Source organism: Pseudomonas sp. p21, from assembly GCF_001642705.1.
Lineage (GTDB): Bacteria > Pseudomonadota > Gammaproteobacteria > Pseudomonadales > Pseudomonadaceae > Aquipseudomonas.
Genome location: NZ_LWBV01000001.1, coordinates 1,045,016 through 1,067,470 on the forward strand (window position 1 = coordinate 1,045,016; position 22,455 = coordinate 1,067,470).

22 protein-coding genes, 4 tRNA genes and 1 pseudogene are annotated in these 22,455 nt (G+C 62.8%); 23 read left to right on the forward strand and 4 right to left on the reverse strand.

Going from position 1 to position 22,455, the window contains the following annotated elements:
* Together A4C63_RS04855 and sppA are read left to right on the forward strand one after the other, a co-directional pair.
* A complete protein-coding gene (locus A4C63_RS04855; RefSeq protein WP_063911716.1) occupies window positions 1-675 on the forward strand; it encodes an HAD family hydrolase in 675 nt (224 codons plus the stop codon).
* A 6-nt stretch (window positions 676-681) separates the two neighbouring features.
* Window positions 682-1,671, forward strand: a complete 990-nt coding sequence (sppA, locus tag A4C63_RS04860) for a signal peptide peptidase SppA (RefSeq protein ID WP_063911717.1) — start codon at window positions 682-684, stop codon at window positions 1,669-1,671.
* Window positions 1,672-1,760: 89 nt separating this feature from the next.
* Here sppA and A4C63_RS04865 read toward each other — a convergent pair whose 3' ends face one another.
* On the reverse strand, window positions 1,761-2,339 hold the full coding sequence (locus A4C63_RS04865) for a nucleoside triphosphate pyrophosphatase (RefSeq protein ID WP_063911718.1): 579 nt from the start codon (window positions 2,337-2,339) through the stop codon (window positions 1,761-1,763).
* 96 nt (window positions 2,340-2,435) lie between these two features.
* Between A4C63_RS04865 and A4C63_RS25325 the strand changes: the two genes are divergently transcribed.
* The 16 genes from A4C63_RS25325 to A4C63_RS04945 all read left to right on the forward strand — a co-directional run bounded on the left by A4C63_RS25325 (window position 2,436) and on the right by A4C63_RS04945 (window position 15,944).
* Complete coding sequence (locus tag A4C63_RS25325) at window positions 2,436-2,963, forward strand: YceD family protein (RefSeq protein ID WP_010952934.1); 528 nt, start codon at window positions 2,436-2,438, stop codon at window positions 2,961-2,963.
* A 13-nt stretch (window positions 2,964-2,976) separates the two neighbouring features.
* A complete protein-coding gene (gene rpmF / locus A4C63_RS04875; protein WP_003247154.1) occupies window positions 2,977-3,159 on the forward strand; it encodes a 50S ribosomal protein L32 in 183 nt (60 codons plus the stop codon).
* 3 nt (window positions 3,160-3,162) lie between these two features.
* The gene (gene plsX, locus A4C63_RS04880) at window positions 3,163-4,173 is read left to right on the forward strand and encodes a phosphate acyltransferase PlsX (RefSeq protein ID WP_075044133.1); all 1,011 of its coding nucleotides are present in this window, start codon (window positions 3,163-3,165) and stop codon (window positions 4,171-4,173) included.
* Between the two features lie 192 nt (window positions 4,174-4,365).
* Window positions 4,366-5,304, forward strand: coding sequence for an ACP S-malonyltransferase (gene fabD / locus A4C63_RS04885; RefSeq protein ID WP_082888261.1), 939 nt, complete (start codon window positions 4,366-4,368; stop codon window positions 5,302-5,304).
* 15 nt (window positions 5,305-5,319) lie between these two features.
* Window positions 5,320-6,060 (forward strand): 3-oxoacyl-ACP reductase FabG, encoded by a 741-nt coding sequence (gene fabG, locus A4C63_RS04890; protein ID WP_063911721.1) that lies wholly within the window; start codon window positions 5,320-5,322, stop codon window positions 6,058-6,060.
* A 203-nt stretch (window positions 6,061-6,263) separates the two neighbouring features.
* Complete coding sequence (gene acpP / locus A4C63_RS04895) at window positions 6,264-6,500, forward strand: acyl carrier protein (RefSeq protein ID WP_063911722.1); 237 nt, start codon at window positions 6,264-6,266, stop codon at window positions 6,498-6,500.
* Window positions 6,501-6,690: 190 nt separating this feature from the next.
* Window positions 6,691-7,935 carry a beta-ketoacyl-ACP synthase II gene (fabF, locus tag A4C63_RS04900; RefSeq protein ID WP_063911723.1) on the forward strand — a complete coding sequence of 415 codons (1,245 nt, stop codon included), beginning with the start codon at window positions 6,691-6,693 and terminating at the stop codon, window positions 7,933-7,935.
* Window positions 7,935-8,750 (forward strand): aminodeoxychorismate lyase, encoded by an 816-nt coding sequence (gene pabC, locus A4C63_RS04905; RefSeq protein ID WP_063911724.1) that lies wholly within the window; start codon window positions 7,935-7,937, stop codon window positions 8,748-8,750. The genes fabF and pabC overlap by 1 nt, the downstream gene beginning before the upstream one ends.
* 4 nt (window positions 8,751-8,754) lie before the next feature.
* The gene (mltG, locus tag A4C63_RS04910; RefSeq protein ID WP_063911725.1) at window positions 8,755-9,951 is read left to right on the forward strand and encodes an endolytic transglycosylase MltG; all 1,197 of its coding nucleotides are present in this window, start codon (window positions 8,755-8,757) and stop codon (window positions 9,949-9,951) included.
* A 9-nt stretch (window positions 9,952-9,960) separates the two neighbouring features.
* Window positions 9,961-10,593, forward strand: a complete 633-nt coding sequence (tmk, locus tag A4C63_RS04915) for a dTMP kinase (protein WP_063911726.1) — start codon at window positions 9,961-9,963, stop codon at window positions 10,591-10,593.
* Window positions 10,586-11,572 (forward strand): DNA polymerase III subunit delta', encoded by a 987-nt coding sequence (locus A4C63_RS04920; RefSeq protein ID WP_063911727.1) that lies wholly within the window; start codon window positions 10,586-10,588, stop codon window positions 11,570-11,572. Before tmk ends, A4C63_RS04920 begins: the two co-directional genes overlap by 8 nt.
* Window positions 11,573-11,602: 30 nt before the next feature.
* Entirely contained in the window at window positions 11,603-12,385 is a 783-nt protein-coding gene (locus tag A4C63_RS04925) for a TatD family hydrolase (RefSeq protein WP_025338221.1), read from the forward strand.
* Between the two features lie 439 nt (window positions 12,386-12,824).
* Window positions 12,825-13,460, forward strand: a complete 636-nt coding sequence (locus A4C63_RS04930) for a TetR/AcrR family transcriptional regulator (RefSeq protein ID WP_003260720.1) — start codon at window positions 12,825-12,827, stop codon at window positions 13,458-13,460.
* Between the two features lie 272 nt (window positions 13,461-13,732).
* Window positions 13,733-14,701, forward strand: a complete 969-nt coding sequence (locus A4C63_RS04935; RefSeq protein ID WP_063911728.1) for a GTP 3',8-cyclase MoaA — start codon at window positions 13,733-13,735, stop codon at window positions 14,699-14,701.
* 66 nt (window positions 14,702-14,767) lie between these two features.
* Window positions 14,768-15,373 (forward strand): DUF4823 domain-containing protein, encoded by a 606-nt coding sequence (locus tag A4C63_RS04940; RefSeq protein WP_063911729.1) that lies wholly within the window; start codon window positions 14,768-14,770, stop codon window positions 15,371-15,373.
* Window positions 15,374-15,383: 10 nt separating this feature from the next.
* Complete coding sequence (locus tag A4C63_RS04945; protein ID WP_063911730.1) at window positions 15,384-15,944, forward strand: DUF1285 domain-containing protein; 561 nt, start codon at window positions 15,384-15,386, stop codon at window positions 15,942-15,944.
* A gap of 338 nt (window positions 15,945-16,282) precedes the next feature.
* On the opposite strand, the gene A4C63_RS04950 is transcribed toward A4C63_RS04945, so the two are convergent.
* Both A4C63_RS04950 and A4C63_RS04955 read right to left on the reverse strand, forming a co-directional pair.
* Window positions 16,283-16,358: transfer RNA gene (locus A4C63_RS04950), tRNA-Asn, on the reverse strand.
* A 62-nt stretch (window positions 16,359-16,420) separates the two neighbouring features.
* Window positions 16,421-17,617, reverse strand: a complete 1,197-nt coding sequence (locus A4C63_RS04955; RefSeq protein WP_063911731.1) for an amino acid aminotransferase — start codon at window positions 17,615-17,617, stop codon at window positions 16,421-16,423.
* 288 nt (window positions 17,618-17,905) lie between these two features.
* Between A4C63_RS04955 and uvrB the strand changes: the two genes are divergently transcribed.
* A complete protein-coding gene (uvrB, locus tag A4C63_RS04960) occupies window positions 17,906-19,921 on the forward strand; it encodes an excinuclease ABC subunit UvrB (RefSeq protein ID WP_063911732.1) in 2,016 nt (671 codons plus the stop codon).
* 127 nt (window positions 19,922-20,048) lie between these two features.
* Here uvrB and A4C63_RS26230 read toward each other — a convergent pair.
* A pseudogene (locus A4C63_RS26230) lies at window positions 20,049-20,204 on the reverse strand (EmrB/QacA family drug resistance transporter); the annotation flags it as partial.
* A 108-nt stretch (window positions 20,205-20,312) separates the two neighbouring features.
* Here A4C63_RS26230 and gltX point away from each other — a divergent pair.
* From gltX to A4C63_RS04980, 4 genes are all read left to right on the forward strand, one after another.
* A complete protein-coding gene (gene gltX / locus A4C63_RS04965) occupies window positions 20,313-21,794 on the forward strand; it encodes a glutamate--tRNA ligase (RefSeq protein WP_063911733.1) in 1,482 nt (493 codons plus the stop codon).
* Window positions 21,795-22,083: 289 nt separating this feature from the next.
* Window positions 22,084-22,159 (forward strand) — tRNA-Ala (locus A4C63_RS04970).
* Between the two features lie 43 nt (window positions 22,160-22,202).
* A tRNA-Glu gene (locus A4C63_RS04975) sits at window positions 22,203-22,278 on the forward strand.
* Between the two features lie 60 nt (window positions 22,279-22,338).
* Window positions 22,339-22,414 (forward strand) — tRNA-Ala (locus A4C63_RS04980).
* The last annotated feature ends 41 nt before the right edge of the window (window positions 22,415-22,455 follow it).

Below are 22,455 nucleotides of genomic sequence, written 5' to 3' on the forward strand. Positions count from 1 at the left end.
ATGAAAAAAGGCTATGAGCTACTGATCTTCGATTGGGACGGCACCCTGGCCGACTCGATCGGGCGTATCGTCGAGGCCATGAACGCTGCCGCCGAACGTGCGGGTGAGGCGCAGAGCAGCGAGGACGCGGTCAAGGGCATCATCGGCCTGGCCCTGGGCGAGGCGATCCACACCCTGTACCCGCATCTTGCGCCTGCGCAGGTCGAAAGCTTTCGTCAGCACTATGCCGATATCTACATGGCTCTGGACCAGCAGCCCTCGCCGCTGTTCGAGGGTGTGGTCGAGTCGCTGGACGCCTTCCGTGCCGAGGGTTACCGTCTGGCGGTGGCCACCGGCAAGGCGCGTCGCGGGCTGGACCGGGTGCTCAAGGCCAATGGCTGGGAGCGGTTCTTCGACATCACTCGCGCCGCCGACGAGACCCGCGGCAAGCCGCACCCGCTGATGCTCGAGGAAATCCTCGGTCATTGCGCTGTCGAGCCGGGGCGTGCACTGATGGTTGGCGATTCGGCATTCGACCTGCAGATGGCCAGCAATGCTGGCATGCATTCGGTGGCCGTGGGCTATGGTGCCATGTCGCTACAGGCGCTGGCCGAGTTTGGTCCGCAGGTGTGCATCGATCATTTTTCCCAGTTGCGTGAGTGGCTGGGTGGTTCCGCAATTCCATTTCCAAGGTAGGTAAGCATGGCAGACGAATGGAAAGCCCCCGAGGCCGAGCCCGAAGAGCGCGAAGAGCGCAAGAGCTGGAAGCTGCTGGAAAAGACCCTGCTGGCAGGCGTTCAGGAGCAGCGCCGGGCGCGACGCTGGGGGATCTTCTTCAAGTCGCTGACCTTCGTCTACCTGTTCGGCATCCTGGCCTTGTTCACGCCGCTGATGGACATGGACAAGACAGCGTCGCGCAGTGTCAGCCATACCGCGCTGGTCGAGGTGCGCGGGATGATCGCCGACCAGGAGCCTGCCAGCGCCGACAATATCGTCAAGAGCCTGCGCGAGGCGTTCAAGGACAGCAAGACCAAGGCTGTGGTAATGCGCATCAACAGCCCGGGAGGCAGCCCGGTGCAATCGGGCTACGTGTATGACGAAATCCGCCGTCTGCGGGCCGAATACCCGGCCATCAAGCTGTATGCGGTCATCGCCGATCTCGGCGCTTCCGGCGCCTACTACATCGCCAGTGCGGCGGACGAAATCTATGCCGACAAGGCCAGCCTGGTGGGCTCGATTGGTGTGACGGCGGCCGGTTATGGCTTTGTCGGCACCATGGAGAAACTGGGTGTGGAGCGGCGGACCTACACCGCAGGCGAGCACAAGGCCTTCCTCGATCCGTTCTCGCCGCAAAAGCCGGAAGAGACCGAATTCTGGCAGGGCGTGCTGAATACCACGCACCAGCAGTTCATTGCCATGGTCAAACAGGGGCGGGGCGAGCGCCTGAAGGACAAGGAGCACCCGGAGCTGTTCAGTGGTCTGGTCTGGTCGGGTGAGCAGGCCAAGGAGTTGGGACTGGTGGATGGACTGGGCAGTGCCAGCTATGTGGCGCGTGAGATCGTGGGCGAGAAGGAGCTGGTGGACTTCACCGTGCAGGAATCGGCGCTCGATCGCTTCTCCAAGCGAGTGGGGGCCAGCGTGGCTGAGCGCCTGGCGATGTGGATGGGGTTCCAGGGGCCGCAGTTGCGCTGAGGGTTCGTCGCCCGTTTTGCTGTGTTTGTGAGATCGAGCGCCGCCCGCGCGGCGCTCGATCTCGCAGGCGCTAAAAATCTCAAGGCGGGTTATGGAATCACCACTCCTTCCTTGGTCAACATATCCACCAGCCGAATCAACGGCAGCCCAATCAGGCTGGTCGCATCGCACCCGTGTGTGCTCTGGAACAAGCTCACCCCCAGCCCCTCCGCCTTGAAACTCCCGGCGCAGTCCAGCGGCTGTTCCGCCGCTACATAGCGCTCCACCCGCTCCCGGTCCAGTTCGCGCAGGGTCACGGTAAACGGCACGCAGTCCACCTGGCAGTGCCCGGTGGCGCTGTTCAGCAATGCCAGCCCGGTCAGGAAGCTCACCTGCTGCCCGCTGCACTCCAGCAGCTGCTCGCAGGCCCGCTCGAAGGTATGTGGCTTGCCCAGTACCTGCTCGCCCAGTACCGCCACCTGGTCCGAACCGATGATCAGGTGCCCGGGGTGGCTGCCCGCCAGGGCCTCGGCTTTTTGCCTGGCCAGCCGGCGTACCAGCTCCACCGCCGGTTCGTCATCCAGGCGCCGCTCGTCTATGTCGGGGCTTGCCCAGGTGAAGGGCAGGCGCAGGCGCGCGAGCAGTTCGCGGCGATAGGCAGAGCTGGAAGCCAGTAACAGAGGAAGCATGGTAGACTCCTGAATCGGTTGAACAAATTCTATCACGCACGATGCCGCCGAATTTCCTTTGACAGGGACGGGGGGCATCCCTAGAATGCTGCGCCTATGTTGAATGACCCGATTCCACCTCACGTTGACCCGCGCAAATTAGCCGATCGTGGCGTAACCCTTAACGGTTCGCTGCAACTCGCTGATTTGGAAAGACTCTGCGACCCGCTTTCCGACAATGTCGGTACGGTGCAGGCGAAGTTCGATTTTGAACGAGATGAACAGCACGTGGTGGTTATCCACAGCGAACTGGACGTCGAAGTCAAGATGGTTTGCCAGCGTTGTCTTGAGCTGGTCACCCTGCCGATCCACAGCGAATGTACATACGCCGTGGTGAAGGAGGGTGCGAATACCCAGTCGTTGCCGAAAGGCTATGACGTGCTGGAACTGGGCGAAGATCCTTTGGATCTGCAGGCATTGGTCGAGGAAGAGCTTTTGCTTGCCTTGCCAATCGTGCCTGCTCACCATCCGGAAGAATGCCAGCAGCCGGCGGGCGCAGACGAGCCCGAATCGAGCAAGGACGAGGTATCGCGGTCCAACCCGTTCAGTGTTTTGGCGCAGTTAAAGCGTGACCCAAACGTTTAGGAGTTAATCAATTATGGCTGTTCAGCAGAACAAAAAATCCCGCTCTGCCCGTGACATGCGCCGTTCGCACGACGCCCTGTCGGAAAACGCGCTGTCGGTAGAGAAAACCACCGGTGAAGTACACCTGCGTCACCACGTTTCGCCAGAAGGCGTATACCGTGGTCGCAAAGTGGTCGACAAGGGCGCTGACGAGTAATCCTTGTCCGCTCAGATCATCGCGATCGACGCAATGGGCGGGGACTTCGGTCCCCGCAGCATTGTCCAGGCTAGCATTGCCTGCCTTTCGGCTACCCCCTCGCTGCACCTGACCCTCGTCGGTCAACCCTCCCTCCTTGAAGATCTTGTCAGCGGCCTTGCGGCTGCGGATCGCGCGCGCCTGCAAATCGTGGCCGCCAGCGAGGTGGTCGGCATGGACGAGCGGCCATCCCAGGCGCTGCGCGGCAAGCCGGACTCGTCGATGCGCATCGCCCTCGAACTGGTGCGCGACGGCAAGGCCCAGGCCTGCGTCAGTGCCGGCAATACCGGAGCGCTGATGGCGCTGTCGCGTTTCGTGCTCAAGACGCTGCCGGGTATCGACCGGCCGGCGATGGTGGCGGCGATCCCCACCCAGACCGGCTACTGCCAGTTGCTCGACCTGGGCGCCAATGTCGACTGCAGCGCAGAAAACCTCTATCAGTTCGCCGTGATGGGCTCGGTGGCCGCCCAGGCCCTGGGTGTGCAGCGGCCGCGCGTGGCGCTATTGAACATCGGTACTGAAGACATCAAGGGCAACCAGCAGGTCAAGCTGGCGGCCAGCCTGTTGCAGAACGCCCGCGGGCTCAACTACATAGGCTTCGTCGAAGGTGACGGGTTGTATCGCGGCGAAGCCGATGTGGTGGTGTGCGACGGGTTCGTCGGCAACATCCTGCTCAAGTCCAGCGAAGGGCTGGCGACGATGATCGGCGCGCGCATCGAGCAGTTGTTCAAGGGTGGCGTGTTGTCGCGGGCAGCCGGTGCCGTGGCCATGCCACTGCTCAAGCGCCTGCAGGCCGACCTGGCACCGGCGCGGCACAATGGCGCGAGCTTCCTGGGGTTGCAGGGCATCGTCATCAAGAGCCATGGCTCGGCGGGGGTGCAGGGCTTCCAGAGCGCCATCCAGCGGGCGTTGATCGAGATCCAGGAAAACCTGCCGCAGCGCTTGCATGGGCGGCTGGAGGATTTGCTGTTGTAGCCTGTGCCGACACCTTCGCGGGTAAACCCGCGAAAGGGCCGTCACTGAAGGAACAAAGACCTTAGGCATATCGCTGATGAAGTGCTTAAATGTGACCGCTTGGTCTGCGTATCCATCCAAGCTTTCAGATTCCGCGCCTGGCCCAGGGCCTGGCGTACCCTATCCGACGACAAGATCATAAGGGCTTGTTCAATGTCTGCATCTCTCGCATTCGTCTTTCCCGGTCAAGGTTCCCAGTCGCTGGGCATGCTCGCCGAGCTCGGCGCCGAGAAGCCAGTGATCATCGAAACCTTCAAGGAAGCGTCCGAGGCACTCGGTTACGACCTGTGGAAGCTGGTCCAGGAAGGCCCGGAAGAGCAACTCAACCAGACCGACAAGACCCAGCCGGCCATCCTCACCGCGTCCATCGCGCTGTGGCGCCTGTGGCTGGAAGAGGGCGGTGCCAGGCCGGCCTTCGTCTCTGGTCACAGCCTGGGTGAGTACAGTGCCCTGGTTGCCGCTGGCAGCCTGAGCCTGAAAGATGCCGTGCGCCTGGTCGAGCGCCGTGGCCAGCTGATGCAGGAAGCCGTGCCGGCCGGCCATGGCGCCATGGCTGCCATTCTCGGCCTGGACGACGCCGTGGTCGTGGAAATCTGCGCCGAAGCAGCTGAAGACCAGGTGGTCAGCGCAGTCAACTTCAATTCGCCAGGTCAGGTGGTCATCGCTGGCAACAAGGCTGCCGTCGATCGCGCCATCGAGCTGTGCAAGGCCAAGGGGGCCAAGCGCGCCCTGCCGCTGGCGGTCAGCGTGCCGTCGCACTGCGCGCTGATGAAGCCGGCTGCCGAGCGCTTTGCCGAGGCGGTCAACGCCATCGAATGGCAGGCCCCGCAAATTCCTGTGGTGCAGAACGTCACCGCTGCCGTTGCCGCTGATCTCGGCGCCCTCAAGCACGACCTGCTGGCACAGCTGTACCAGCCAGTGCGCTGGGTCGAATGCGTGCAGACTCTGGCCGCAAACGGTGCGGTAAACCTGGTCGAGTGCGGCCCGGGCAAGGTCCTGGCCGGCCTGAACAAGCGTTGCGCCGACGGCGTGACCACCTACAACCTCAATACCCCTGACGCCGTTGCCGCCACCCGCGCGGCACTGGCCTGATTTGGAGAAGCTTGCATGAGCCTGCAAGGTAAAGTTGCACTGGTCACCGGCGCCAGCCGTGGCATTGGCCAGGCTATCGCCCTCGAGCTGGGCCGCCAGGGCGCGACCGTGATCGGCACCGCCACTTCGGCTTCCGGCGCCGAGCGCATTGCTGCCACCCTGAAGGAGCACGGCATTGCCGGTACTGGCATGGAGCTGAACGTGACCAGCGCCGAATCGGTTGAAGCTGTACTGGCCGCCATTGGCGAGCAGTTCGGCGCACCGGCCATCCTGGTCAACAACGCCGGTATCACCCGCGACAACCTCATGCTGCGCATGAAGGACGACGAGTGGTTCGACGTGATCGATACCAACCTGAACAGCCTCTACCGTCTGTCCAAGGGCGTGCTGCGCGGCATGACCAAGGCACGTTGGGGTCGTATCATCAGCATCGGCTCGGTCGTCGGTGCCATGGGCAACGCCGGCCAGGCCAACTATGCGGCCGCCAAGGCCGGCCTGGAAGGCTTCAGCCGCGCCCTGGCGCGTGAAGTGGGCTCGCGCGGCATCACCGTCAACTCGGTGACCCCGGGCTTCATCGACACCGACATGACCCGCGAGCTGCCGGAAGCGCAGCGCGAAGCCCTGCAGACCCAGATCCCGCTGGGCCGCCTGGGCCAGGCCGACGAAATTGCCAAGGTGGTTTCGTTCCTGGCATCCGACGGCGCAGCCTACGTTACCGGCGCCACCGTGCCGGTCAACGGCGGGATGTACATGTAACACTGCAACTCAATGTGACGGATTTCGTAAAAAAAGAGTCATACTGCGAGCCTAAAATCCGTTATAAAGCTGCAACCAGATTCCAGGCAGCGGGTGGGGTGACTGGTATGAAGGTGCGTTTAGCTTGAAAAGCGAACGTCTTTCTATAAAATTAGCCACCGGCCAGCTGCCTGACATATGTCCATTAGGAGTGAAAACTAGGTATGAGCACCATCGAAGAACGCGTCAAGAAAATCGTCGCCGAGCAACTGGGCGTCAAGGAAGAGGAAGTGACTCTCGAGAAGTCCTTCGTCGATGACCTGGGTGCCGATTCGCTTGACACCGTTGAGCTGGTGATGGCTCTGGAAGAGGAATTCGAGACCGAAATCCCTGACGAAGAAGCCGAGAAGATCACTACCGTTCAAGCTGCTGTAGACTACGTCAAAAGCCACCAGGCCTAAGACGCTCTAGTCGACGCTTCTTGTCGGGAAAAACCGCACTGCCTTTGCCGGCGTGCGGTTTTTTCTTTGCGAGCGCCCTGCGTTTTGCAGGTCGGCCTCGTTCAGCGAGCACCAAGAGCTTGTTGCCATTTCATTCCATTGCTTGTAATGCAATGGCAAGAAACTCTGTGATTAGAAAAAGGAGAGTACTGTGTCGCGTAGACGCGTCGTGGTCACCGGTATGGGTATGCTGTCGCCACTGGGTACCGATGTACCGAGCACCTGGCAGGGCATTCTGGCTGGCCGCAGTGGCATCGGTCCGATCGAACACACGGACCTGTCTGCCTACTCCACCCGTTTTGGCGGCTCGGTGAAAGGCTTCGAGGTCGAGCAATACCTGTCGGCCAAAGAGGCCCGCAAGCTCGATCTGTTCATCCAGTACGGCCTGGCGGCAGGGTTCCAGGCGGTGCGTAATGCCGGCCTGGAAGTCACCGACGCCAACCGCCAGCGTATTGGTGTGGCCATGGGCTCGGGTATCGGTGGCCTGACCAACATCGAAGAAACCAGCCGCACCCTGCACGATTCGGGGCCGCGTCGTATTTCGCCGTTCTTCGTGCCAGGCTCGATCATCAACATGATCTCCGGCTTCCTGTCGATCCACCTGGGGTTGCAAGGGCCGAACTACGCCATTGCCACTGCCTGCACCACGGGCACCCATTGCATCGGCATGGCTGCGCGCAACATCGCTTACGGTGAAGCCGACGTGATGATCGCCGGCGGCGCCGAAATGGCCGCCTGCGGCCTCGGCATGGGCGGTTTCGGTGCCTCGCGTGCACTGTCCACCCGCAACGACGAGCCAAGCCGGGCAAGCCGCCCATGGGACAAGGGCCGTGACGGCTTCGTGCTGTCCGACGGTGCCGGTGCCCTGGTGCTCGAAGAGCTGGAGCATGCCCAGGCACGCGGCGCGACCATCTATGCCGAGCTGGTCGGCTTTGGCATGAGCGGCGACGCCTACCACATGACTTCGCCACCCGACACCGGTGAAGGCGCTGCCCGCTGCATGGCCAACGCCCTGCGCGATGCCGGCATCCAGCCGGAAGAGGTCAGCTACATCAACGCCCACGGCACCTCGACCCCGGCGGGCGACGTGGCCGAAGTGGCGGCGATCAAGCGCGTGTTCGGTGAGCATGCCTACAAGCTGGCGGTCAGCTCGACCAAGTCGATGACTGGCCACCTGCTGGGCGCCGCCGGTGCCGTGGAAGCGATCTTCAGCGTGCTGGCGATCAACAGCCAGATGGCTCCGCCCACCATCAACCTGGACGAGCCGGACGAAGGCTGCGACCTCGACTTCGTGCCGCACCAGGCGCGCAGCATGCCGATCGATGTGGTCCTGTCCAACTCGTTCGGCTTTGGCGGCACCAACGGTTCGCTGGTATTCCGCCGGTTCGCCGGTTGATGCACAGCTGGATCGATGGCCAGCCGGCGGCTGCAGTCAACCTGCAGAACCGCGGCCTGGCCTACGGCGATGGCCTGTTCGAGACCATCGCCGTGCGCGGCGGCCGGGCCAGCTTGCTGGACGGCCATCTTGCACGCCTGGCGCTGGGTTGCCAGCGCCTGGCGATCAGCGCCGACCTGGCGCTGGTGCGCGACGAACTCCTGCGCTATGCCAGCCAGCTCGGTGATGGTGTGGCCAAACTCATCATTACCCGTGGCGACAGCCAGCGCGGTTACGCCCCGGTTGCCGGTGTCGCGCCGCGACGTATCCTGCAGGGCAGCCCGTTGCCCAGCTATCCTGTCGAACATGCCGAACGCGGCGTGCGCTTGTTCCCGTGCCAGACCCGGCTTGGGGAACAACCGCTGCTGGCTGGCCTCAAACATCTCAACCGCCTGGAGCAGGTACTGGCCCGTGCCGAATGGCAGGACAGCGAACATGCCGAAGGCCTGATGCGTGACGTGCAGGGCAGGGTGATCGAAGGGGTGTACAGCAATCTGTTCCTGGTGCGCGATGGCGTACTGCTCACGGCCGATCTCAGCCGCTGTGGTGTCGCTGGCGTGATGCGGGCTGCGTTGCTGGAACAGGCAGCGCTGCAAGGCATCCCGGTGCAGGTCTGCGACTTGCCGTTCGACGCGCTGGAGCAGGCAGATGAAGTATTTGTTTGCAATAGCGTCTACGGTGTCTGGCCTGTGCGTGGCGTTGCCGCGCTAAACTGGTCGCCGGGCCCGCTCACCCGTAAACTGCAGGCCGTTGCCCGTACGTTACTGGAAACCTGAATTCGTGAGACGTAAATTCCTGCTGCTGCTGGAAATGGGCTTGATCCTCGCCGGCCTGGCTGTGGGCTGGTCGGCCTGGAAGGTCAACTCGGTCCTGGAGCAGCCCCTGCACGTCACGCAGGAGCGCCTGCTCGACGTGCCCAATGGCACCACCCCCAACCGCATGTTCTATCGCATGCAGAACGAAGGGTTGCTCGACGACGCCGTCTGGTTGCGCCTGTACTGGCGCTTCAACATGGCCGGCACGCCCCTGCACACCGGCGAGTACCGCCTGACCCCCGGCATGACCGTGGAGCAGCTGTTCGATGCCTGGCGTCGGGCTGATGTGGTGCAGTACAACCTGACCCTGGTCGAAGGCTGGACCTTCCGCCAGGTGCGCTCGGCTGTGGCCAAGCATGAAAAGATCAAGCACACCCTGGACGGCCTGTCCGACGCGGAAGTCATGGACAAGCTCGGCCATACCGGCGTGTTCCCCGAGGGGCGCTTCTTCCCGGACACCTACCGCTTCGTGCGCGGCATGAGCGATGTCGAGTTGCTGCAGCAGGCCTATATGCGCCTGGATGAAGTGCTGGCCAAGGAGTGGGCCGAGCGCACCACCGACCTGCCATACCGTGACCCGTACCAGGCGCTGATCATGGCCTCGCTGGTGGAGAAGGAAACCGGCATTCCCCAGGAGCGCGGGCAGATCGCCGGGGTTTTCGTACGGCGCCTGCGCCTGGGCATGATGCTGCAGACCGACCCGACGGTGATCTACGGCATGGGTGAGCGCTACAATGGCAAGATCACCCGCGCCGACCTGCGCGAGCCGACGCCGTACAACACCTACACCATCACCGGCCTGCCGCCGACCCCGATTGCCATGGTCGGCCGCGAGGCGATTCACGCGGCGCTCAACCCGTCCGATGGCACCAGCCTGTACTTCGTCGCCCGTGGCGATGGCAGCCATGTGTTTTCCGACGACCTCGACGACCACAACTCGGCGGTGCGCGAGTTCCAGCTCAAGCGCCGTGCGGACTACCGCTCCAGCCCTGCGCCGCAATCGCAGCCAGAGCCACAGCCGGGTGCCGGCGAGGCCGAACAGCCCGAGGCGCCTGAGGACGACTCTACTGCGCAGCCGGCACCCGATCAGCCGCCTGTGCAGGACGCCCCTGCCGGCGGCGCGCAAGCGGCCGAACGGCCGATGCCTGACGAACAACATTAAGGACTGCCCGTGAGCGGCTTGTTTATTACTTTGGAAGGCCCCGAAGGCGCGGGCAAGAGCACCAACCGCGACTACCTGGCTGCACGCCTGCGTGAGCAGGGGCTGGACGTGGTGCTCACCCGTGAACCCGGCGGTACGCCGCTGGCCGAAAAGGTGCGTGAGCTGCTGTTGGCGCCCAGCGACGAAAGCATGGCGGCCGACACCGAGTTGCTGCTGGTGTTTGCTGCGCGTGCACAGCACCTGGCCCAGGTGATTCGTCCGGCGCTGGCCCGCGGGGCTGTCGTTTTGTGTGACAGATTTACCGATGCCACATACGCCTATCAGGGGGGCGGGCGCGGTTTGCCAGTAGAGCGTATCGCTACTCTGGAGCAATTCGTCCAGGGCGACCTGCGCCCGGACTTGACCCTGGTCTTCGACCTGCCGGTCGAGGTGGGCCTGGCCCGTGCCGCCGCCCGTGGCCGCCTGGACCGTTTCGAGCAGGAAGGCCAGGGGTTCTTCGAAGCGGTGCGCCAGGCCTACCTGCAACGCGCCGGGCGGGAACCGCAGCGCTATAGCCTGCTCGATGCCGCCCAGCCTCTGGAAGCCGTGCAGCGTGCCATCGATGCGCTGCTGCCAGGCATCGTGGAGCGTTGCCGTGGCTGAGGCCTATCCTTGGCAGGAGGCCCTCTGGCAGCAACTGGCCGGCCGTAGCCAGCACGCTCACGCCTACCTGCTGCATGGGCCGCAGGGTATTGGCAAGCGTGCCCTGGCCGAGCGCCTGATGGCCCGCCTGCTGTGCCAGCACCCACACGGCCTGGAGGCCTGTGGCGAGTGCAAATCCTGCTTGCTGCTCAAGGCCGGCAGCCACCCGGACAACTTTGTCCTCGAGCCCGAAGAAGCCGACAAGCCGATCAAGGTCGACCAGGTGCGCGAGCTGGTGGCCTTCGTGGTGCAGACTGCGCAGCTGGGTGGGCGCAAGGTGGTGCTGATCGAGCCGGTGGAGGCGATGAACGTCAACGCCTCCAACGCCCTGCTCAAGAGCCTCGAGGAGCCCTCTGGCGATACCGTGTTGCTGCTGGTCACCCACCAGCCCAGCCGCCTGTTGCCGACCATCAAGAGCCGTTGCCAGCAGGTGGCCTGCCCGCAGCCCAGCCTGGCCCAGAGCCAGGCCTGGCTGGCCGGCGCGCTGCCCGACAGTGACGAGGCCGAGCGCGACGAGTTGCTGACCCTGGCGGCCGGTTCGCCGCTGATGGCCGTGAGCCTGCAGGCGCAAGGCGTGCGCGAGCAGCGCGCGCTGGTCACCGACGGGGTGAAGAAGCTGCTCAAGCAGCAGCAATCGCCCAGCCAGCTCGCCGATGCCTGGAGCGGTGTGCCGCTGTTGCTGCTGTTCGACTGGTTCTGCGATTGGGCGCACCTGATCCTGCGCTACCAATTGACCCAGGACGAGGAGGGGCTAGGCTTGGCCGATATGCGCAAGGTGGTGCAGTACCTGGCGCAGAAGAGCCGCCAGGCCAAGGTGCTGGAGGTGCAGGCGTGGATACTGGAACAGCGCCAGAAGGTGCTGGGCAAGGCCAACCTCAACCGTGCGTTGTTGCTTGAATCGTTGCTGGCCCATTGGCTGCAACTGCCGGGCGCCCGCTGATTTCCCATTTTTCATGTGTGTTGTTATCCCATGCTCGTAGATTCCCATTGCCACCTCGACCGTCTTGACCTGAGCGCCCATCAGGGCTCCCTTGATGCTGCCCTGCAGGCGGCGCGTGAGCGCGGGGTCGGGCATTTTCTGTGTATTGGCGTCAGTGCCGAGAATGCTGGCGCGGTGAAGGCGCTGAGCGAGCGGTACGCCGATGTCGATTGCTCGGTGGGCGTACACCCGCTGGACCTGGCGCCGGGCGAAACGCCGGCGCTGGAATGGCTGCTGCGCGAACTGGCTCACCCACATGTGGTGGCCATTGGTGAAACCGGGCTGGATTACCACTACGAGCCGGAGGCTGCCGAGCTGCAGCAGGCGTCGTTCCGCCTGCATCTGGAGGCCTCGCGACAGACCGGCAAGCCGGTGATCGTGCACACCCGTGCGGCGCGTGCCGATACCTTGGCGCTGCTGCGCGAGGCCAACCTGCCGCAGGCTGGCGTGCTGCACTGCTTCACCGAAGACTGGGACATGGCCAAGGCGGCGCTTGACCTGGGGTATTACATTTCGTTGTCTGGCATCGTTACCTTCCGCAATGCCGATGCCCTGCGTGAAGTGGCGCGGCAGGTACCGGTAGATCGGTTGCTGGTGGAGACGGATTCGCCGTATCTGGCGCCGATTCCGCACCGGGGCAAGCCGAATTTGCCACAGTACGTGCGTGAGGTGGCGGAGTACGTCGCTTCGTTGCGCGGGGCCAGTTATGAGCAGTTGGCCGAACAGACCACTGCCAACTTCAAGCGCTTGTTCCCGTTGGCGCGGGTGAGCTGACTCGAAGGGGGGCGGGTGTGCGAGGGCTACCAGGTGCCTGTCACAACATCTTCAGCGCCCGGCAGCCCACACGTAATCCCAAAAATCCTGCCCCCCAATGACCACCCCTCGAAACACCCAAAAAAAACCCGGGTTCTGGGGGGGGAATCCGGGTTAAGACCATTAGGAGTAAAACAAAGGTACGCGGTCCCTGAGCACCTTTATCGGCGCGCCACTTGGGGGGGATGCGCCGCGCCAACACTTCAAGTATTGGTCAGGTTTGGCGCAGTGCCAGTGCATATTGGTCGTTTTTTAAACAGATTTGGAATACGCCGACGTTTCATTCCTCCCGCAGCGCATGGCCGTATGCATCGTGAAACACAGACATGCGTGGATGATCCGTGCAATTTCCCGCAAGTTAGGCATAATAAACCGCTTCGATTGTCATCCAGTCCTTCCTATGCAGAAAGAACCTCGTAAGGTCCGTGAGTTTCGCCGCCGCGAACAGGAAATCCTCGACACCGCGCTCAAGCTGTTTCTCGAACAGGGTGAAGACAGCGTCACCGTCGAGATGATCGCTGACGCCGTGGGCATCGGCAAAGGCACGATCTACAAGCACTTCAAGTCCAAGGCGGAGATCTACCTGCGCCTGATGCTCGACTACGAGCGTGACCTGAACGCGCTGTTGCATTCGGCCGACGTCGACCGCGACAAGGAAGCCCTGTCGCGAGCCTACTTCGAGTTCCGCATGCGCGACCCGCAGCGTTACCGGCTGTTCGACCGCCTGGAAGAAAAGGTGGTCAAGGGCAACCAGGTGCCGGAAATGGTCGAGCAGTTGCACAGCATTCGTGCCTCCAACTTCGACCGCCTGACCCAGTTGATCAAGGGCCGTATCAGCGAAGGCAAGCTCGAAGACGTGCCGCCGTACTTCCACTATTGCGCCGCCTGGGCGCTGGTGCACGGTGCCGTGGCGCTGTACCACTCGCCGTTCTGGAGCAATGTGCTGGAGGATCAGGAAGGCTTCTTCCAGTTCCTGATGGACATTGGCGTGCGCATGGGCAACAAGCGCAAGCGCGATCCCGAACCTTCGAACTGAGATCAGCTCATTAAGTTTGCACGGCCCTGTGGGAGCGGGCGTGCCCGCGAACACCGGCACAGCCGGTGCCAGCCACCGCGTTGAATTCTTCGCGGGCACGCCCGCTCCCACAGGAGCCGCGTTGCGCTTACAGGTTGAGTTTTCCGGGCGATAGCGCAACCCAAATGGTTTGGCGGTCTCATACAAAATTCGGCAGATCTCTTGGGGGCTTGCAAAAACCTGATTTATGAGTCAGGTTTTGCCAGCCCTCATCATCCATGCCGGAGTCATTCATGATCGTCGATCGTCAAGGCAGGCGTTTTCGCAACCTGCGCGTCAGCCTGACGGCTGCCTGTAATTATGCCTGCACCTACTGCGTACCAGACGGCAAGCGCCTGGTGGCAGCGCAGGACGAGCTGCCGGCGGATGCCCTGGCCCGTGGCGTGGCCTACCTGATCGAAGCCGCCGGCATCGAGCGCTTGCGCATCACCGGCGGTGAGCCATTGGTCAGCCCGCGCCTGGATGCCTTCCTGGCTGCCGTGGCCAAGCTCGACCTTGAGGATATCTCGCTGACCACCAATGGCCAGCTGCTGGCGCGCAAGCTGCCCCAGTTGCAGGCGGCCGGTATCCGCCGGCTGAACGTTTCCCTCGATACCCTCGACCCGCAGGCCTTCCGCCGCATTGCCCGGGGTGGCGATCTGGCCAGTGTGCTGGCGGGTATGGAGCAGGCCAGTGCCCTGGGCATGCAAATCAAGGTGAACATGGTGCCGATGCGCGGGCACAACCTCGAGCAGGTGCTGCCACTGCTGGATTACTGCCTTGAGCGCGGCTTCGAACTGCGCTTCATCGAACTCATGCGCATGGGCCACCTGGCCCGTGACCACAACGCCTTCCTGCAACAGTTCGTCGGCCTCGACCAGTTGCTCGCACTGATCGCTGACAAGCATGCCTATGCCCAGGTCGACGCGCCGCTGGACGCCACCGCCTTGCGTTATCAGATCCCTGGCAAAGGCCACTTCGGCGTGATCGCCAACGAAAGCGTACCGTTCTGCCGCACCTGCTCGCGGCTGCGCCTGTCCTCTACGGGCTGGCTGCATGGCTGCCTGTCGTCGGGCAATCGCCATTTCGTCGGCGACCTGCTGGAAAAGCCGCGTCATCAGGCGCTGCCGGCCCTGCAGCGCTTGCTGGTGAAGGCCTTGGCAGACAAGCAGGACCTGGCGTTTTCCGGTGGTGTGATGGTGATGAAGGTGATCGGTGGCTGAAGCTGGCGCAAAAGCTGCATCCGCCGGCTATTCGCCGGTTTTTCGTCGCCGGCCACTGGAGGAAAGATGCGTAGCCTGGTTTTGCTGCTGGCGCTGATGGCGCTGGGCGGTTGCATGAATGTCAGCGACATGGGCGAGGGCGTTCGTTATCACATGAGCGATGCCGGTCTGCTGGACCACAGCGATACCCGTCGCACCCTGTCGATCCGCCTGCAGCCCGATTCGTTCATCTTCATCGGCCAGGGTGCGTTCGTGCCACCGGGCAAGGGGCCGGTGCCACGGCAGAACGTGGTGGCCGAGCAGGCCTTCAAGAGTTTTGTCGAGTATTTCCCGCTGGTGCGTCGCGCCCAGGGCCCGCTGGGTCTGGAAGAGGCCATCGCCCAGGCGCGTTCGGTGGGGGCCGACTACGTGCTGTACACCCGCTTTGCCCGTACCGACGACCGAATCGGCAATGGCGACGAGTGGTATGACGAACAGGCGGTCGACCGCCTGGGCTGGGACACCGGTGTGGTGCAGATGATGCTGATCGAAACCAGCACCCGCTACCTGATCGACACAGCGCGTATCAAGAGCCGTGGCGGTTTGTTGACGTTCCACGATAACACCCCGGAGGATTTGCTTGGCGCGCCGATGCGCGAGTACGCTCGTAGCCTTCTGGGTGTGAGTGAGTGAGGCAAGCGTGATGAGCGATTCCGGCAAGGCCAATGATCTTCTGGCGCAGATCCCCAAGGCCAAGGGCCTGCCGCCGGTGCATCTGTGGAACCCGGACTTCTGCGGTGACATCGATATGCGCATCGCCCGTGATGGCACCTGGTACTACCTGGGTACGCCGATTGGCCGCAAGCCGATGGTGCGGCTGTTTTCCACCATCATCCGCCGCGATGGCGATGACTACTTCCTGATTACTCCGGTGGAGAAGGTGGGCATCCGCGTTGATGATGCGCCGTTCGTAGCGGTGGCGCTGGACGTGGCGGGGGAGGGTGAGCAGCAGGTGCTGCGTTTCACCAGCAATGTCGAGGACCAGGTCGAGGCCGGGCCGGCCAACCCGCTGCGCGTGGTGATCGACCCGGTGACGCAGGAGCCATCGCCGTATGTGCTGATGCGCAGCAACCTTGAAGCGCTGATTCATCGCAATGTGTTCTACCAGTTGGTGGAGCTGGCGGTGCCGCGTGAGATCGACGGTGAGGAGTGGCTTGGGGTGTGGAGCCAGGGTGAGTTTTACCCGATCGGGCGTAGTAGCTGAGGCCCGGGGGGCATGACTTGAGTTTTGCGCTGCCTCGCAGATCGAGCGCCGCCCGCGCGGCGCTTCGCAGCACAAGGCTGCTCCTACATCTGTTTCTGGCCAGTAACGCCTGTACCAATGCACGCGACCGCCTTGTTTGTCCGGCACGATATCGAGGTGGACACCAAGGGGTCGCGCGCCCTCGCCTCAGGATTTATTGGCCCGAAACAAATGTAGGAGCAGCCTTGTGCTGCGAAGCGCCGCGCGGGCGGCGCTCGATCTTATAGACGCTGCAAAGCTCCCGTCCCATAACGAAAAAGCCCCCGGTTGCTTGCGCACCCGGGGGCTTTCTCAGTGTTTGGCTCCGCGACCTGGACTCGAACCAGGGACCCAATGATTAACAGTCATTTGCTCTACCGACTGAGCTATCGCGGAATCTGTGCGTATCTTACTGATTGTCAGGGGGAAGTCAAGCCACCCCCTGACAAATCAATCAGTTACAGTACTTCGACGATGGCCTTGGTGACCACGTGGATGTTGCTCTGGTTCAGCGCGGCAACGGCGATGCGGCCGGTGTCCAGGGCATAGATGCCGAAGTCGTTCTTCAGGCGGGTGACCTGCTCAACGGTCAGGCCCGAGTACGAGAACATGCCGACCTGGCGGCCAACGAAGCTGAAGTCGCGGTTGGCGCCATACTCGGCCAGCAGCGAAACCATCTGCTTGCGCATGCCGTGGATGCGCTCGCGCATTTCGGCCAGTTCGCTTTCCCACATCTGGCGCAGTTCGGCGCTGTTCAGCACGGTGGCAACGATGGTTGCACCGTGGGTCGGCGGGTTGGAGTAGGTGGTGCGGATCACGCGCTTGACCTGCGACAGCACACGGGTGCTCTCGTCCTTGGAGGCGGTGACGATCGACAGCGCACCGACGCGTTCGCCGTACAGCGAGAACGACTTGGAGAACGAGCTGGATACGAAGAATTCCAGGCCCGACTCGGCAAACAGGCGCACGGCGAAGGCGTCTTCGGCGATACCGTCACCGAAGCCCTGGTAGGCCATGTCGAGGAACGGCACATGGCCCTTGGCCTTGACCACTTCCAGCACGTTTTTCCAGTCATCCAGGCTCAGGTCGACGCCGGTCGGGTTGTGGCAGCAGGCGTGCAGCACCACGATCGAGCCGGACGGCAGGTTGTTCAGGTCTTCGAGCATGCCGGTGCGGTTGACGTCGTTGGTCGGCGCGTCGTAGTAGCGGTAGTTCTGCACCGGGAAGCCGGCCGACTCGAACAGCGCGCGGTGGTTTTCCCAGCTCGGGTCGCTGATGGCAACCACGGCGTTCGGCGACACACGCTTGAGGAAGTCGGCACCAATCTTCAGCGCACCGGTACCGCCGACGGCCTGCACGGTAACCACGCGGCCAGCGGCCAGCAGCGGCGACTCGGCACCGAACAGCAGCTTTTGTACAGCCTGGTCGTAGGTGGCGATGCCGTCGATCGGCAGGTAGCCGCGCGAGGCGTGCTGGGCGGCACGCTGGGTCTCGGCTTCGATCACGGCGCGCAGCAGCGGAATGCGGCCTTCCTCATTGCAGTAGACGCCCACGCCCAGGTTGACCTTGTCGGTACGTGGGTCGGCGTTGAATGCTTCGTTGAGGCCCAGAATAGGGTCGCGGGGTGCCAGCTCGACAGCGGAAAACAGGCTCATTGTTACTTTGGCTCTGATTGGAGTGTGATAGGACGTACCCGCTCCAGCCCGAATGCACTGAAGCGGTGCACAAACGGGGAGTCAGTATAGTGATACCGACCGGTCACCGCGACAGTCTGGCGCACCTTTTCCGGTCATTTGCGCAAATATTTTTCTACCATTGGTCTAATTGCCGGGTCCACCGTAACAAGCGCTCACGGCTGTGCCTTGAAAGCGCCCCCCGACAGGCGTATTTGGGTATAGACTACTGGCTAAATTTACAGTTGCTGCAGCACCGCGAGGTCCGTCATGTCCGAGTTCCAGCTCGTCACCCGTTTCCAGCCGGCCGGCGACCAGCCCGAGGCCATTCGCCAGATGGTCGAAGGCATCGAGGCGGGGCTGTCGCACCAGACACTGCTCGGGGTGACCGGCTCGGGCAAGACCTTCAGCATCGCCAACGTCATCCAGCAGGTGCAGCGCCCGACCCTGGTGCTGGCGCCGAACAAGACCCTGGCCGCGCAGCTGTATGGCGAATTCAAGGCGTTCTTCCCCAACAATGCGGTGGAGTACTTCGTTTCCTACTACGACTACTACCAGCCTGAAGCCTACGTACCGTCGTCCGACACCTTCATCGAGAAGGACGCGTCGATCAACGACCACATCGAGCAGATGCGCCTGTCGGCGACCAAGGCGCTGCTGGAGCGGCGCGACGCAATCATCGTCACCACCGTGTCGTGCATCTACGGCCTGGGTAGCCCGGAGACCTACCTGAAAATGGTCCTGCACGTGGACCGCGGCGACAGGCTTGACCAGCGCGCGCTGCTGCGCCGCCTGGCCGACCTGCAATACACCCGCAACGAGATGGACTTCGCCCGCGCCACCTTCCGCGTGCGCGGCGATGTGATCGACATATTCCCGGCAGAATCGGACCTCGAGGCCATCCGCATCGAGCTGTTCGATGACGAAGTGGAGAACATCGCCGCCTTCGACCCGCTGACCGGCGAGGTCTTCCGCAAGCTGCCGCGTTTCACTTTCTATCCCAAGAGCCACTATGTCACCCCGCGGGAAACCCTGCTGGAGGCGGTGGAAGGCATCAAGGAAGAACTCAAGGATCGCCTGGAATACCTGCAGAAGGCCAACAAGCTGGTGGAAGCCCAGCGCCTGGAGCAACGCACCCGCTTCGATCTGGAGATGATCCTGGAGCTGGGCTACTGCAACGGCATCGAGAACTACTCGCGCTACCTGTCCGGGCGCCCGGCCGGGGCACCGCCACCCACCCTGTACGACTATCTGCCGCCCGATGCGCTGCTGGTGATCGATGAATCCCACGTCAGCGTTCCGCAGGTCGGCGCCATGTACAAGGGCGACCGCTCGCGCAAGGAAACCCTGGTCGAATACGGCTTCCGCCTGCCTTCGGCGCTGGACAACCGGCCGATGCGTTTTGACGAGTGGGAGGATGTCAGCCCGCAGACCATCTTCGTGTCTGCCACCCCGGGCCCCTACGAGGGTGAGCATGCCGGGCGCGTGGTGGAGCAGGTGGTGCGCCCGACCGGCCTGGTCGACCCACAGGTGGAGGTACGCCCGGCGCTTACCCAGGTAGATGACCTGCTGTCGGAAATCCGCAAGCGCGTGGCGCAGGGCGAGCGGGTACTGGCCACTACGCTGACCAAGCGCATGGCTGAGGACCTCACCGACTACCTGGCCGACCATGACGTGCGGGTGCGTTACCTGCACTCGGACATCGACACTGTCGAGCGGGTGGAGATCATCCGCGACCTGCGCCTGGGTACCTTCGACGTGCTGGTGGGCATCAACCTGCTGCGTGAGGGCCTGGACATGCCTGAGGTGTCGCTGGTGGCAATTCTCGATGCCGACAAGGAAGGTTTCCTGCGTTCCGAGCGCTCACTGATCCAGACCATCGGCCGTGCTGCGCGTAACCTCAATGGCCGGGCCATCTTGTATGCGGACAACATCACCGGTTCCATGCAGCGCGCCATCGACGAGACCGAGCGCCGTCGCGAGAAGCAGATCGCCTTCAACCAGGCCAATGGCATCGTGCCCAAGGGCGTGGTCAAGGACATCACCGACATCATGGAGGGCGCCACCGTGCCTGGCGCGCGCAGCAAGAAGCGCAAGGGCATGGCCAAGGCGGCGGAGGAGAGCGCCCGCTACGAGGCCGAGCTGCGCACACCGGGAGAAATCACCAAGCGCATCAAACAGTTGGAAGAGAAGATGATGCAGTTTGCCCGCGACCTGGAGTTCGAGGCCGCGGCGCAATTGCGCGACGAAATTGCCCAACTGCGCGAGCGGCTGATTTCCAGCTGAAGGCTGACGCGGGCCCTGTGGGAGCGGGCGTGCCCGCGAAGAAATCAACGCGGTGGCTGGCACCGGCTGCGCCGGTGTTCGCGGGCGCGCCCGCTCCCACAGGGACCGCATAAAATCTGAAATAGCCTCAATGTGCTTCTTCCGCTTTCAGTCCCTCTGGCAACTTCCGCGTCAATAACACAGCCACCATGCTCAGCGCCTGCTGGTGAGTAATCTCGCTCAACTTGCCCAGCGCCGCATTGTCATTACCCAGCCGCTCCGCCACCTGCGAGTTGCTCGGCACCTGGCACGGATGATCTGGATACAGGTGACGTTCGCGCCATCGCTGGAGCCCGGTGCCTGCCTCCTGCTAACATCCCGCCTTTGTTTCATCTTTCGTTCGAGACCCTCCATGACCACCGTACGCACGCGTATCGCGCCATCGCCTACCGGCGACCCCCATGTCGGCACCGCCTACATCGCCCTGTTCAACTACTGCTTTGCCAAGCAGCACGGCGGTGAGTTCATCCTGCGCATCGAAGACACCGACCAGCTGCGCTCCACGCGCGAGTCGGAACAGCAGATCTTCGATGCCCTGCGTTGGCTCGGCATCGAATGGAACGAAGGCCCGGACGTCGGCGGCCCGCACGGCCCGTACCGGCAGAGCGAACGTGGCGAAATCTACGCCAGGTACGCCAAGGAACTGGTTGACGCCGGCCATGCCTTCTACTGCTTCTGCACCGCCGAAGAGCTGGAGCAGATGCGCGCCGAACAGCAAGCCCGTGGTGAAACCCCGCGCTACGACGGCCGCGCACTGCTGCTGAGCGCCGAGGAAGTGCAGCGCCGTCTGGACGCTGGCGAGCCGCACGTGATCCGCATGAAAGTGCCGAGCGAAGGCGTGTGCGTGGTGCCGGACATGCTGCGTGGTGATGTCGAGATCCCGTGGGACCGCATGGACATGCAGGTGCTGATGAAGAACGACGGCCTGCCGACGTACTTCCTGGCCAACGTGGTCGACGACCATCTGATGGGTATCACCCACGTGCTGCGCGGCGAAGAGTGGCTGCCATCGGCACCCAAGCTGATCAAGCTGTACGAATACTTCGGCTGGGAGCAGCCCAAGCTGTGCTACATGCCGCTGCTGCGTAACCCGGACAAGTCCAAGCTGTCCAAGCGCAAGAACCCGACCTCGGTGACGTTCTACGAGCGCATGGGCTTCATGCCCGAGGCGATGCTCAACTACCTGGGCCGCATGGGCTGGTCGATGCCGGACGAGCGCGAGAAGTTCTCGCTGGCCGAGATGGTCGAGCACTTCGACCTGTCGCGTATCTCGCTGGGCGGCCCGATCTTCGACATCGAGAAGCTGTCCTGGCTGAACGGCCAGTGGCTGCGTGAACTGCCGGTCGAGGAGTTCGCCGCGCGCCTGCAGAAGTGGGCGTTCAACAGCGACTACATGATGAAGATTGCCCCGCACGTGCAGGGCCGGGTGGAAACCTTCAGCCAGGTTGCTCCGCTGGGCGGGTTCTTCTTCGAAGGCGCGCTGAAGCTGGACGCCAAGCTGTTCGAAAGCAAGAAACTGTCGGCCGATCAGGTGCGCCAGGTGATCCAGCTTGTCCTGTGGAGGCTCGAAAGCCTGCGTCAGTGGGAAAAAGAGCGCATCACCGGTTGCATCCAGGCGGTGGTCGAGGCGCTGGAACTGAAGCTGCGTGACGCCATGCCGCTGATGTTTGCCGCCATTACCGGCCAGGCCAGCTCGGTTTCGGTACTGGACGCGATGGAAATCCTTGGCCCGGACCTGACCCGCTACCGCCTGCGCCAGGCCCTGGACCTGCTGGGTGGTGTGTCGAAGAAAGAAAACAAAGAGTGGGAAAAGCTGCTGGCTTCCATCGCCTGACAGTGGTCCTGGGGCTATAAGCCGAACTTGTGGGAGCGGGTTCACCCGCGAATACGATGGTGCGTGTATCGGCGCATTCGCGGGTAAACCCGCTCCCACATGGCCCACTGTTCAGTTTTGGTGAGGGCAGGGCAGTAAGTGATTGTTATCTGTGAAAATTTTTTTGAATATTTTGAAAAATTCGTTTGACAGCCCTGCAATCCGATCTTAATATGCGCCCCGTCCACAGCGATGAACGAAAACGAAACGCCAGGCACCCAGCCAGCGCTTCGGTTCAAAGCGACATTGTGGGGCTATAGCTCAGCTGGGAGAGCGCCTGCATGGCATGCAGGAGGTCAGCGGTTCGATCCCGCTTAGCTCCACCAAATTCCGCTTGGCAGCCAAGGCTGTCGGGCAAGACCGGGTTACGTCCCCTTCGTCTAGTGGCCTAGGACACCGCCCTTTCACGGCGGTAACAGGGGTTCGAGTCCCCTAGGGGACGCCACTTTTCCTGCGTTTTGCAGGGCTTTAAAGGCTCGTCGATTACTGATGAGTCTTTTGTTTCGGGGCTATAGCTCAGCTGGGAGAGCGCCTGCATGGCATGCAGGAGGTCAGCGGTTCGATCCCGCTTAGCTCCACCATTTCTGCCGCGATTCGCGTTAGCTGATCGGCTTTTTTTTTT